This is a genomic window from Pseudomonas sp. GD04019 (assembly GCF_029837695.1).
Classification (GTDB): domain Bacteria; phylum Pseudomonadota; class Gammaproteobacteria; order Pseudomonadales; family Pseudomonadaceae; genus Aquipseudomonas.
The window spans coordinates 219,819-231,955 of record NZ_JAOEEA010000009.1; the positions used below are offsets into that span (position 1 = coordinate 219,819).

11 protein-coding genes are annotated in these 12,137 nt (G+C 63.2%); 4 read left to right on the plus strand and 7 right to left on the minus strand.

Translation table 11 applies throughout. The features are described from left to right. The first annotated feature begins 79 nt into the window (after window positions 1-79). Entirely contained in the window at window positions 80-1,795 is a 1,716-nt protein-coding gene (locus N7607_RS15915) for a proline--tRNA ligase (RefSeq protein ID WP_279867566.1), read from the plus strand. 13 nt (window positions 1,796-1,808) lie between these two features. Beyond that, a complete protein-coding gene (locus N7607_RS15920; RefSeq protein ID WP_279867567.1) occupies window positions 1,809-2,759 on the plus strand; it encodes a hypothetical protein in 951 nt (316 codons plus the stop codon). Here N7607_RS15920 and N7607_RS15925 read toward each other — a convergent pair whose 3' ends face one another. Both N7607_RS15925 and N7607_RS15930 read right to left on the minus strand, forming a co-directional pair. After that, window positions 2,760-3,032, minus strand: coding sequence for an acylphosphatase (locus N7607_RS15925; RefSeq protein ID WP_279867569.1), 273 nt, complete (start codon window positions 3,030-3,032; stop codon window positions 2,760-2,762). 5 nt (window positions 3,033-3,037) lie between these two features. Further along, on the minus strand, window positions 3,038-3,505 hold the full coding sequence (locus N7607_RS15930; protein WP_279867571.1) for a TlpA disulfide reductase family protein: 468 nt from the start codon (window positions 3,503-3,505) through the stop codon (window positions 3,038-3,040). A gap of 30 nt (window positions 3,506-3,535) precedes the next feature. Here N7607_RS15930 and N7607_RS15935 point away from each other — a divergent pair, with 30 nt between their 5' ends. Next, window positions 3,536-4,945 carry a PilZ domain-containing protein gene (locus N7607_RS15935; protein ID WP_279867573.1) on the plus strand — a complete coding sequence of 470 codons (1,410 nt, stop codon included), beginning with the start codon at window positions 3,536-3,538 and terminating at the stop codon, window positions 4,943-4,945. Window positions 4,946-4,996: 51 nt separating this feature from the next. Here N7607_RS15935 and N7607_RS15940 read toward each other — a convergent pair whose 3' ends face one another. Genes N7607_RS15940 through N7607_RS15955 form a run of 4 tightly spaced genes read right to left on the minus strand, consistent with a single transcriptional unit; the run spans window position 4,997 to window position 11,097 of the window. Next, window positions 4,997-8,131: a CusA/CzcA family heavy metal efflux RND transporter gene (locus tag N7607_RS15940; RefSeq protein ID WP_279867576.1), complete on the minus strand. Its 3,135-nt coding sequence runs from the start codon at window positions 8,129-8,131 to the stop codon at window positions 4,997-4,999. A gap of 11 nt (window positions 8,132-8,142) precedes the next feature. Beyond that, window positions 8,143-9,384 (minus strand): HlyD family efflux transporter periplasmic adaptor subunit, encoded by a 1,242-nt coding sequence (locus N7607_RS15945; RefSeq protein WP_279867579.1) that lies wholly within the window; start codon window positions 9,382-9,384, stop codon window positions 8,143-8,145. An 18-nt stretch (window positions 9,385-9,402) separates the two neighbouring features. Further along, entirely contained in the window at window positions 9,403-10,698 is a 1,296-nt protein-coding gene (locus N7607_RS15950) for a TolC family protein (protein ID WP_279867580.1), read from the minus strand. 51 nt (window positions 10,699-10,749) lie between these two features. Further along, on the minus strand, window positions 10,750-11,097 hold the full coding sequence (locus N7607_RS15955; protein ID WP_279867582.1) for a hypothetical protein: 348 nt from the start codon (window positions 11,095-11,097) through the stop codon (window positions 10,750-10,752). Between the two features lie 344 nt (window positions 11,098-11,441). Here N7607_RS15955 and N7607_RS15960 point away from each other — a divergent pair, with 344 nt between their 5' ends. After that, window positions 11,442-11,834 (plus strand): hypothetical protein, encoded by a 393-nt coding sequence (locus N7607_RS15960; protein WP_137971375.1) that lies wholly within the window; start codon window positions 11,442-11,444, stop codon window positions 11,832-11,834. Window positions 11,835-11,888: 54 nt separating this feature from the next. Here the strand turns inward: N7607_RS15960 and N7607_RS15965 are convergent, their stop codons facing one another. Next, complete coding sequence (locus tag N7607_RS15965) at window positions 11,889-12,080, minus strand: hypothetical protein (protein WP_137971374.1); 192 nt, start codon at window positions 12,078-12,080, stop codon at window positions 11,889-11,891. Window positions 12,081-12,137 lie beyond the last annotated feature (57 nt).

Genomic DNA, 12,137 nt, shown 5'->3' on the forward strand with positions numbered 1-12,137 from the left:
TCTGTCCTGTACGCCACATGGCTGGCACCGTACAATGCCGAGTCATTATTTGCCCTCGCAACCGACATAACGGCCAAACATGCGTACCAGTCAGTACCTGCTCTCGACCCTCAAGGAAACCCCCTCCGACGCAGTAGTGATCAGCCACCAGCTGATGCTGCGTGCCGGCATGACCCGCAAGCTCGCCTCCGGCCTGTACACCTGGCTGCCGATGGGGCTGCGCGTGCTGCGCAAGGCCGAGGCCATCGTGCGCGAGGAGATGAATGCCGCTGGCGCCCTGGAAGTGCTGATGCCAGCCGTGCAGCCGGCCGAATTATGGCAGGAGTCGGGACGCTGGGAGCAGTACGGCCCCGAGCTGCTGCGCATCAAGGACCGCCATGACCGCGAGTTCTGCGTCGGTCCGACCCACGAGGAAGTCATTACCGATCTGGCGCGCAACGAGCTGAACAGCTACAAGCAGCTGCCGATCAACATGTACCAGATCCAGACCAAGTTCCGTGACGAGATCCGTCCGCGCTTCGGACTGATGCGTGGCCGCGAGTTCCTGATGAAGGACGCCTACTCCTTCCATGCGGACCAGGCCTCGCTGCAGGAAACCTACGACCGCATGCACCAGGCCTACTGCAACGTGTTCACTCGCCTGGGCCTGAATTTCCGTCCGGTGCAGGCCGATACCGGCTCCATCGGTGGTACCGGCTCCCACGAGTTCCACGTGCTGGCCGAATCCGGTGAAGACGATATCGCCTTCAGCGACACCTCCGACTACGCCGCCAACATCGAGAAGGCCGAGGCCATTCCGCGCGAGAAGGCGCGCGGCGCGGCCACCGAAGAACTGCGCCTGGTCGATACGCCGAACGCCAAGACCATCGACGAGCTGGTCGAGCAGTTCGGCCTGGCCATCGACAAGACCGTGAAGACCCTGGTGGTACATGCCGCTGAGGAAGGCAAGCTGATCGCCCTGATCGTTCGCGGCGACCACGAGCTGAACGAGATCAAGGCCGCCAACCATGAGCTGGTCGCCAGCCCGCTGGTGTTCGCCTCCGAGGCCGAGATCCGCGCCGTCATCGGTGCCGGCCCCGGCTCGCTGGGCCCACTGAACCTGCCGATCGCCTGCGTGATCGACCGCAGCGTGGCCCTGATGAGCGATTTCGGCGCCGGCGCCAACGTCGACGACAAGCACTACTTCGGCCTCAACTGGGAGCGCGACCTACCGCTGCCGGCGATCGCCGACCTGCGCAACGTGGTCGAAGGCGACCCCAGCCCGGACGGCCAGGGCACCCTGGTGATCAAGCGCGGCATCGAAGTCGGGCATATCTTCCAGCTCGGCACCAAGTACAGCGAGGCCATGGGCTGCAAGGTACTGGGCGAGAATGGCAAGCCGGTGACCCTGACCATGGGCTGCTATGGCATCGGCGTATCGCGCGTGGTGGCCGCAGCCATCGAGCAGAACTACGACGAACGCGGCATCCTCTGGACCGACGCCCTGGCGCCCTTCCAGGTCGCCATCGTGCCGATGAAGTACGAGAACGAAGCGGTGCGCGAAGCCACCGACAAGCTCTACGCCGAGCTGACCGCCGCCGGCTACGAAGTGCTGCTGGACGATCGTGACAAGAAGACCAGCCCCGGCGTGAAGTTCGCCGACATGGAACTGATCGGCATCCCGCACCGCATCGTGGTCAGCGAGCGCGGCCTGGCCGAGGGCAACCTCGAGTACAAGCACCGCCGCGATAGCGAAAGCCAGCCACTGCCGGCTGCCGAGGTGTTGTCTTTCCTGGCAACCCGCATCCCCCGCTGAGTACCGAAGCCGCATGTTCCAGCGACACACCCTCAGTACCGGCGCCGCCCTGCTCGGCGCCCTCCTCCTCGGCGGCTGCGCCAACCAGCTGCCGCAGCGCAGCGAGCACGAGGAGCGCTTCGAGCGCCGCCTGCTCGACCACAGCCTGCAGATCGATGTAGGCGAGCCACGGGTGCTGGAGCTGCCGCAGCGCCGGGTACGCATCCACGAGCAGAAGACCTTCGAAGTCACCGAATTCGAGGTCACCCGCCGCTACGACCGCTACACCCCCTACCAGCCCTGGCGCGAGCTCTACGAAGTGCCGCTGGGCGCGGTGGCGGTGGTCGCTGGCGTCGGCGCCAATGTGGTCAACGTGATCGCGCTCGGCCGCCTGCCGGACAGCATGACCAAGGACTGGATCAGCTACGGCGTGGCCGGTCTCAACCCGGCGATGAACGTCGAGTCCAACGGTCGCTCCCAGCAGAACCTGGCGGCCATCGAGGAAAAGCAGCACGACAAGCGCATGGAGTATTCCAGCCTGCCCTGGGCGGAACGCCCGGTGCTGGTCAAGGCCGGTCGCGAGATCCACGAATTGACCAGCGACCGCAGTGGCGTGTTGCGTCTGAACCTGCTCGACGGCCCCTTTGCCGAGCATGACGCCAGCCAGGTCGGCACCCTGCTGCTGAGCGTTGAGGACCCGCAGGACGGCGCTCGCGCCGAAGCCACCCTGCTGGTCAGCCGCAACCTGCGCGGCAAGCTGCGCGAAGCCCACGCCCTGATCTACGACGATCTGGAAGACGACGAAGTGTCCCACTGGGTACACAGGGTCAAGCGCCTGTCCGACCTGGGCCTGGAGGAAGAAGCCAGTGAGCTGGAACAGAGCCTGATCGAGCTGACCCGCAACGACCCGGAACTGCAGCAGGAATTCCTTAAGGCCCTGATGAAGGACGCCGGCCGCCTCGCCGCCGACCCGGGCGAAGACTGATCAGCGCCTGACGACGAAGCCGGTGACGCCTTGCACCGGCTGCTGCTCCAGCTCCAACGCATCCACCCGCGCCGCCTGCGGGCCGTGTCCGAGCCAGCTTTCCAACTCGCGCACCGCAGACTCCTCACCCTCGACCAGCACCTCGACCCTGCCATCGGCCAGGTTGCGCACCCAGCCATTCAAGTCGAGGCGTTCGGCTTCCTCCTGAGTGCGCTGACGAAAGCTCACCCCCTGCACCTTGCCGCTGACGAAACCGTGCAAGCAGATCTGCATTTGCCTTACTCCTCCGCCTGCCAGTGAGCCAGCCGCGCCTGCAGGCCGGCGGCGGTCTGTTCACCGACCAGGCGCTCGCGCAGCCTGCCGTCGGCATCGATGATGTAGGTGACCGGCAACACATCGTTGCGCGGCAGTTGCAGGCGCGGCGCCGGGTCCTGCGCCAGTACGGTGAAGCGGATAGCGAATGCCTCAGCGGCCTTGCTCAGAGCCTCGCCCTGCAGCGCATCGAAGTTGACGCCGAGCACCTGGGCACCCTTGTCGCGCAAACTCTCGTTGAGCTTGTTCAGCTCCGGAATCTCGGTGCGACAGGGCTTGCACCACTCGGCCCAGTAATTGATCACCAACCACTGGCCTTCCAGTTGTTCAGCCGTTACCTTTCGTCCATGCTGATCGACGCCCCAGTCCTCGGCGCAGCCGGCCAGAAGAAGCCCGGCAACGACACCTATCACCATCTGGAGTGGCCTTCCCATGCATTCGCTCCTCGTGCACGCGGGGTTGATATGACGCTGGATGCTCTGCACCTGGAAGTGCCGGACATCCTCGAAGAGGATGCCACGCCACTCGCCGACCTCATGTCCGAGCTCGCCGGCGCACGCCAGCAGCCCCGTGAGGATGGCCTGCAGCAAGTGCTGAGCCTGCTGTTCCGCCTCAATCGCTGCGCCATGACCTTACTGGAAAGGCAGCGGGCCCTGCAAAGCTTCTGCGAAGAGTACCGCCACTACTGCCAGCCGCTGCGCGACGGCGCCATGCCCAGCGCGCTGTTCGTCCACCTGTGCGACGAGCTGGCTGCCGGCTTCAAACGCCTGCTGCTGCAGATACTCCAGGGCCGCCAGCCCTCGCGCCCGCACCTGGCCTGGTGCCTGTACATGGCCGAGCACTTCCTCGCCCAGAGCCTGCTGCGCCATTACCAGCTGTACCAGGAGCCACCGGCCTCGCTGTGGAGCGACAGCCACCTGCTGTACTGGATTGGCGAGCACCAGGGCTGCCTCGACGAACATGTCGCCGCTCCATTCCAGCCCGCCCCGGCCGGATCGTTGCGCGGCCTATACCAGCAAATGCTGGTGCTGGCCCTGAGCAATCCCTTCCACCTGGCCGAAGGCGAGTGCGCTGTGCTGTTCGGCGCCCTCACCCCCCTGGCCGACCTGGCTCGCCTGCTGCCATGGGACGAAGACGAAGAAGGCGAAGGCCCGCTGATCGACCTCAGCCAGGCCCAACCCTGCCTGCCCTACGACGCCGAAGTGCGAGGCGCGCCCGAATATCTGCGCCGCCTGGAGCTCGGCGCCCTGCTGGTAGCGCTGCATGAGCCGGCACCGCTGCAGAGCCCGCGCGAGCGCGAACTGCTGGAGCGGGTTCGGCAGAACTGGCTCGGCCGCCAGCAGCGCCGCCATCCGCGCGCCGATTTCAGCGCCGATTGCAGCCTGGTGATCGGCCTGCCGGCCATCCACGCGCAGCTGCTGGAGAAGCGTCCCACCAGCTGCGCCGCGCAGATGCTTGACGCCAGCCCTGGCGGCGCGCGCCTGCTCTGCCATGCCGACCAGGCGGTGCAGCTGCCAGTCGGGCAACTGGCGCTGGTGCTGACCCACAGCGGCACGCCGACCCTGGCTCTGGTACGTTGGCGCCACCTCAATCAGCAAGGTCTGCATCTCGGGCTGCGCTATCTCAAGGGCTTGCCCCGCCCGGTCTGGCTGCGCCGCGCACCCAGTGCCCAGACCCACCCCGGAGTGCTACAGAGCACCCCGGAACCCGGCGCCGGCTGGCACCACGGCCTGTGGCTGCCGTGTGGGCAATTCGTCGAGGGCGAGAACGTCTGGCTGCAGCTGGCCAACGTCAACAACCAGGCCGTGCTGCCGCTACCGGCGGCCAATCTCAGCACGCCGACTGTGGTCCGCCATCCGCTGAAATTAGCCTAAAGAAGAGAGACCGCCCCACCCGACTTATTCAGGTGAGGGCGGTCTTAGGGGTCAATGTTGTTTCTGCAGCTTATGCAGCAACACATCGCGACGGTGAAGCAGGTAATAGAGTACAGGCAATACCAACAGCGTCAGCAAGGTGGAGGAAACGATGCCACCGATAACCACAGTGGCGAGCGGACGCTGCACTTCTGCACCAGTACCGGTGTTGAGGGCCATGGGCACGAAGCCCAAGCTGGCGACCAGGGCCGTCATCAGGACTGGCCGTAGACGGACCAGAGCCCCCTCGATTACCGCTGTGAGCAAGTCACCCTTCTCGTGCCAGAGATCACGAATGAAGGCCAGCATCACCAGACCGTTCAGCACCGCCACACCGGAAAGGGCAATGAAGCCCACCCCGGCCGAAATTGACAACGGCAGGTCGCGCATCCACAGGGCAAACACCCCACCGGTCAGAGCCAACGGCACTCCCGTGAAGATGATCATGGAGTCCTTGAGTGAGCCGAAGGCCATCACCAGCAGACCGATGATGATGAGCAGAGTCACCGGCACCACGATCATCAGACGCTGACTGGCAGACTCCAGCTGCTCGAAAGTACCGCCGTAGTCCAGCCAGTAACCGGCCGGCAGATCGACCTCGGCGGCCACCCGCTGCTTGACCTCCATCACGAAGCCACCGAGGTCGCGCTCCCTGACGTTGGCAGTCACGACCACGCGACGCTTACCGTTCTCCCGGCTGATCTGCGCCGGCGCGGGGCTCAACTCGATACTGGCCACCTCGCCCAACGGAACATAACCACCGTCGGGTAACGGAACGGGCAGCTGGGACAGACCGTCGATATCGTTGCGCAGGCGCTCTGGCAGCCGCACCACCAGATCGAAACGACGATCACCCTCATAGATCAAACCGGCCTCCTCGCCACCAATAGCAGTGGCCACCAGGTCCTGCAGCACTTCGACGCTGACTCCGTAGCGGGCCAACACCAGGCGCTTGGGCGTGACGGTCAGCATCGGCAGCCCACTGACCTGCTCGACCCGCACATCTGCGGCCCCATCGATGCCCTCGACCACTTCCGAGATCGCGTTGGCGGTAGCCTCAAGCTGCTGCAGATCGTCGCCGAAGACCTTGATCCCGAGATCGGAGCGCACCCCGGAGATCAATTCGTTGAAGCGCATCTGGATCGGCTGGGTGAACTCGTAGTTGTTGCCCGGCAGCTTGGCGACGGCCTCTTCCATCTCGGCCACCAGCTCGGCCTTGGTCTTTTCCGGATTGGGCCACTGCTCCCGAGGCTTGAGCATCACGAAATTGTCCGCCACGTTCGGCGGCATCGGGTCGGTTGCCACCTCGGGTGTGCCGATCTTGGCAAACACCTTGTCGACCTCTGGAAATGCCTTGATGCGCGCTTCTAGCTGCTCCTGCAGGACGACCGACTGCTCCAGCCCCGTACCAGGAATCCGCAAGGCATGCAGGGCGATGTCGCCCTCGTCCAGTTGCGGAATGAACTCCGAGCCCAGGGTACTGACCAGCCAGACGGACAACACTACCAGCCCCATGGCCGAAGACAGCACCAGCCAAGGCCACTTGATGGCCTTTTCCAGCAGAGGCCGGTACAGCGACTTGCCAGCCGTAATAACGCGGCTTTCCTTCTCACTGACCTTGCCGCTCATAAACAAGGCCACCGCAGCCGGAACCAGAGTCAGCGAAAACACCATGGCCGCGAGCAGGGCCATGACGACGGTCGCCGCCATCGGGTGGAACATCTTTCCTTCGACCCCGGAGAGGGTAAAGATCGGAATGTAAACAACGGTGATGATGGCCACGCCAAACAGGCTGGGACGTACCACTTCGATAGTGGCCTCGTAGACCAGCTGCAACCTCTCCCGCAACGGCAGCAAGCCGCCGTTGGTGTGCTGCGCCTGGGCCAACTGGCGAATGCAGTTCTCCACGATGATCACCGCACCGTCGACGATCAGGCCGAAGTCCAAGGCCCCTAGGCTCATGAGGTTGGCGGAGACGCCGGTCTTTACCATGCCGGCGATGGTCGCCAGCATCGACAGCGGAATGATCGCCGCGGTGATCAACGCCGCGCGGAAATTACCCAGCAGCATGAACAGTACGACGATGACCAGCAGGGCGCCCTCCAGCAGATTCTTCTGCACGGTGGCGATGGTCTTGTCCACCAGCGTGGTGCGATCGTAGACAGCCTCCACCTTGATGCCATCGGGCAGGGAAGCCTTGGTCGCCTCCAGCTTCTGCGCCACATCCCGAGAAACCGTGCGCGAGTTGCCGCCCACCAGCATCATGGCGGTACCTAGCACAGTCTCCCGGCCATCGCGCGTCGCAGCACCCGTGCGCAGCTCCTTGCCAATCGCCACCTCGGCCACATCGCGCAGCAGCACCGGGTCGACACCCTGCCGCCCCACCACAACCGCTTCGATATCGGCGATGGACTCCAGCTGCCCCGGTGAGCGCACCAGCAACTGCTGACCATTGCGCTCGATGTATCCCGCGCCACGGTTGTTGTTGTTGGCATTCAGAGACTGGACCACATCCTCCATGCTGATACCGAACTGCAGCAGGCGCACGGGATCGGGGGTGACATGGTATTGCTTGTCGAAGCCACCGATGGTGTTGACCTCCACCACACCCGCGACTTGTGCCAACTGCGGCTTGATGATCCAGTCCTGCACCTCGCGCAGGGCGGTGGCGTCATAGGGCAAGCCATTGGCTTGCTTAGCGCCCGGTTCCGCCTCAACCGTATACATGAAGATTTCGCCGAGCCCCGTGGCGATCGGCCCCATCTCCGGTTCCAGCCCGGGTGGTAGAGCCCCCTTGATCGAACTCAAGCGCTCATCGATCAGATTGCGGGCGAAGAAGATATCGGTGCCTTCCTTGAAGACCACCGTCACCTGCGACAACCCGTAGCGCGAGAGGGAACGGGTGTACTCCAGGTCGGGCAGACCGTAGAGCGCCGTCTCCACCGGGAAGGTGATGCGCTGCTCCGCCTCCAGCGGAGAATAGCCAGGCGCCTCGGTGTTGATCTGCACCTGGACGTTGGTGATATCGGGTACTGCGTCGATGGGAAGGCGCTGATAGCTCCAGAACCCCACCCCCAGCAGGACCAGAATCAGGCTCAGCATTAGATAGCGTCTCTCGATGGAGAGACGCACGAGTGCTTCAATCATGTCGTTCTCTCTCAGTGATCGTGCGAGGCGCCGGCCTTCTCGATATCGGCTTTGATCAGGTAGCTGTTATCCACCACATAGCTATCGCCGGCCTTCAGGCCGCTCAGCACTTCGCTATACACCCCGTCGCTACGACCCAGTTCGAGGGGACGAATCTCATAACTGTCGCCGACCTGGATAAAAGCCACCGTCCAATCGCGGAAGCTCTGCAGCGCCAGATTGTTCACCGCCACCGGGACTTGCGTCTGCTCCACGACAATCGCGGCATTGGCCATATCGCCCGCGGCCAGACGGCCATCGGCGTTATCCAGGAGCACCTGCGCCACCACATAGGGCTTACCGTCGGTGGATGGAATCAGGTGCTCGATGCGCCCCTGGTACTGGCGCTCACCAACCCCGACATGCACTGCCTGACCGACCCGCACCTGCTCGCGCTGGCCGGGGAAAATCTTCAGTTCGGCCAGCAGTCGTGAATCGTTGACCAGCGTGAATAGCGGCGCCTCGGCAACCACCCCGCCCACATTGGTCATGCGGTTCTGCACCACACCAGCAATAGGGGCCCGAACGCTGTACTGCTGCAGACTCTCGTTGGACTCGACCTGGGCCAGTGCATCGCCCTTGCCGACCTTGTCGCCCACCCGCACATTTACGCCAGTCACCAGGCCCGAGAAACGCGCCCCGACCTGAGCCACCTGCTCCGGCGGTATGACCAGCACGCCGAAAGCACGCACCTGACGCTCGATAGTGCGTGCCTGGGCCGCCTCGGCACGGATACCGGAACTCTTCGCCATCTCTGCCGAAATCTCGACTCGCCCCTCATGGGAGTCCCATTCCCAGTGCTGCTTCTTGCCGTCCAAGGTCAGCTCGACCCTTACGTCAAAGGAATGCGGCTCCTCCACCGTGCCATTACCCCGCCAAAAGTCGCCGCTACGGCTGAAATCGAAGCGATCGACCTGGCCACCCAGGCGAGTCAGCTCGACCACCAGGCGCGCGCGACCATCGGCCACAGGCTTGCCGTCATCGGTGATCCAGGCGCGGAACTCCGGAGGCACGCCGCTCTCGAAGATCGACAGCTCGACGGCGGCACCATCCGCCTCAAGTAATCTGCCGCCATTCGGGCCGGTTCGAGCCTCCTCTTCGTGCCCCTCAGCCTCGCCATGCTCTCCATGTTCATCCCCTCCACCAGCCAATAACGCCTGCGGCAGGAAAAGCTGCAACACCAACAGCAACAAGATGCTTTTGACAATCTTCATATTGATTTCCGAATAGGGTCAGCGAGGCAGCAGCGACTGGACTTCCGCCAGCGGCTCCGCAGTCAGTTGTTCGATCAGTGCCTGATTGAGCAGCGCCGTACTGGCGGCATCGATCAGCGCGAAGCGGGCATCCAGTAATTCCTTCTGGGCCGCGATCCAGTCGATATAGCTGTAACGACCGCGCTGATAGGCATCGCGGGTCTGTACCAGGGCTTTGTCCAGCGCCGGCAGGACCTCGACCCTGATCTGCTCGACAGCCTTCACGCTGCTGCGATGGGCCTGCCAGGCCTCGAACAGCCGCGCGCGCAAGGCCAGCAACGAGGCCTCCCTGCGGTACTGCACCTCGTCACGGGCAGCCATCGCCGACTGGACCTCGCCGCGATTGCGCGTACCGGAAAACAGTGGAACCGAGATACCCGCAGTCAGCGCGGACTCGTTCACATCCTCGAAACGGCGTACGCCAACTTGCCAACCCACGTCGGCGACCGACTGGCTTTGCGCCAATTGCAGCTCGGCCTCGCGCAACCGCGCCTCACCGGCATAGACCTCAATCGTCGGACCGGCGGCAACCCGCTGATACAGGCTCTCAAAGTCGGAAACCGCATCGAACTTGAACAGATCGCCACTGAGTTTCGCAAAGTCGGGGCTTTGCCCGCCCCACGCAGTAGCCAGAACCATCTTGCGGCCCGAATACTCGGCGGATAGCGCCTCCTGCTCCATCTGGGCATTGGACAGCGCGGCCTTGGCGCGCAGCGACTCTGCCTCCGGAGCCGCCCCTTGGCGCACCCGTTGAAGAACCAGACGCTGATTCTCCTCGGCCAGACGCACGGCCTCCGAAGCAATCTTGAGCTTCTCCTGCAGAACCAGAGTCGTAATGAAGTCCTGAGTCACCCGCCCCAGCAGATCCAAGGCCTGAGCACGCTGCTCCGCCTCCGCCAGGGCATAGTTGGAATCGGCGACCGCTAAGCGCTGCCCGCGCTTGCCGCCCAACTCGATCACGGAAGACAACGAAAGGGTGAATTCGGCACTATCGAACTTTGAATAGTCGCCGCTGCCGAGCATATTCTCGCTATCCAAACCGACCGACCAGGCGGGAGCCTGATCCGCCGTATAGCGCTGCCCATCCAGAGCCTGGAAACGCCAGCGAAACACTTGTAGTTCCGGATTACGTTGCATGGTGCGAAGCGTGGCATCGCCAAGCGTCAGGGATGCTTCTGGGGCGGCATGAGAAAAGCCTGCCGGTAGCAATATTAAAGCTATAAGCAGACGCGCTCGTCGCGCAAAGTGCAGGCGCGCTGCAACCTGAGTAGACATAAATAGACCTCTTTGATCATCAAATGAATTCCGTCCAAAACCTTGGGGAAATCAAACGATGGGAGGCCTATAGATATCGAGAGGCAGCCGCGAGCGAGCCCCAAAGAGAGGGGCAGGACTATGAATCCGGCCACGGCTAAGGGAAAAGTCAAAACCTGCTGAAGTCAAACCAAAATGCGACGAGTGTCCATGACATCCACAACCGATATCACAGAAGGCTCCTGCATCCATATCGGACAGATCCGTGTAGACGAAGTCGGAATCTGCTGCAGCCCATGAATCGTTAACGGCAACGGTACAAGCACCGCCGGCCACTCCAGCCACATGAGAGGTATCCTTGGCACCCACTATGAAAAGCTGCAAGAAGAAAACCGCCGCCAGAACAGCGACAATCACCATCTTTTTGTTCCAGCCGTCCACATGCGTAGAAATGCTCACGGAGCCCAGACACCCTATTTCTGCTTACCCACTCAAGAGAAAGGCTCGGGTGTCAGAAATGCGCAGCCCCAAGCCTTGCGGCAATGATACCCCACGATATCCAGAGCCACGCAAGGGAAAGCCAGGGATTTCTCGAGAAAGTTGCTGCCCAATCCGACCCAAAAGTCCTGCACCAGGCCTGATCCTTCAGCCAGGTTCTGCGACGGAAGTCTCAGCCGCCGGAGCCTCAGTGCACAGTTTCGCCGGGGACCCCACGCCTATAATCCGCCCATTCCTATACCAACGAGTTCTGCCGGAGCCCTCCCATGTCCCAAGCCAACGACAAGCTGATCGGCCCAGTCCCTGCCAGCATCGTCAATAGCGCACGCCTAAGCGTTACGCCCTATGAGGGCCGGGTCGGGGAGTTCAACGTGGCGGTCTGGCTGCATCTGCCGGGGCTGGCCAACCTCCCGGTATCGCTGATGGTGCGCTACCGTGACGGCAGCCAGGTGCGCGAAGTGGCGGTGGATCATGGCAAGGTCAACGGGCACAACAAGGTCATGCTCTCCGGCATCGCCCGCCTGCCGATGAAGCAGAAGATCGAGGACATGCAGGTGCGCCTGCGCTCGGCGGTACCGGCGCAGACGCTGATCGTCGAGGAACTGTTCGTGCAAGCCGTGGAGATGCTGGACGCCGCTTCCCGCCAGGCGCTGGCCTGACACTTCCGGCTCTTCCCCACCCCCGCCTCGGCGGGGGTTTTGTTTTTAGGGGACTCAGAAAACCCCGAAGCGCACCACGCTGCTGGGTTTCGGCGGCTCGGCCTCTTCCGCCGCCTGGCGGGCCAGTGCCGCCAGCGACTCGGGCCAGCGCGAGAAGCGCAGGCCGGTGATGCGATTGAGCCGCTCCAGCGCCTCCTCCGAGTCCCGGGGCTGCAACGGCACTATCTTGTTCTTGCTACTGCTCATTCACTCGACTTCCCTGAGTCATTCAGGCCGCTAGCAGTGTGCCAGCATATAGCTGGG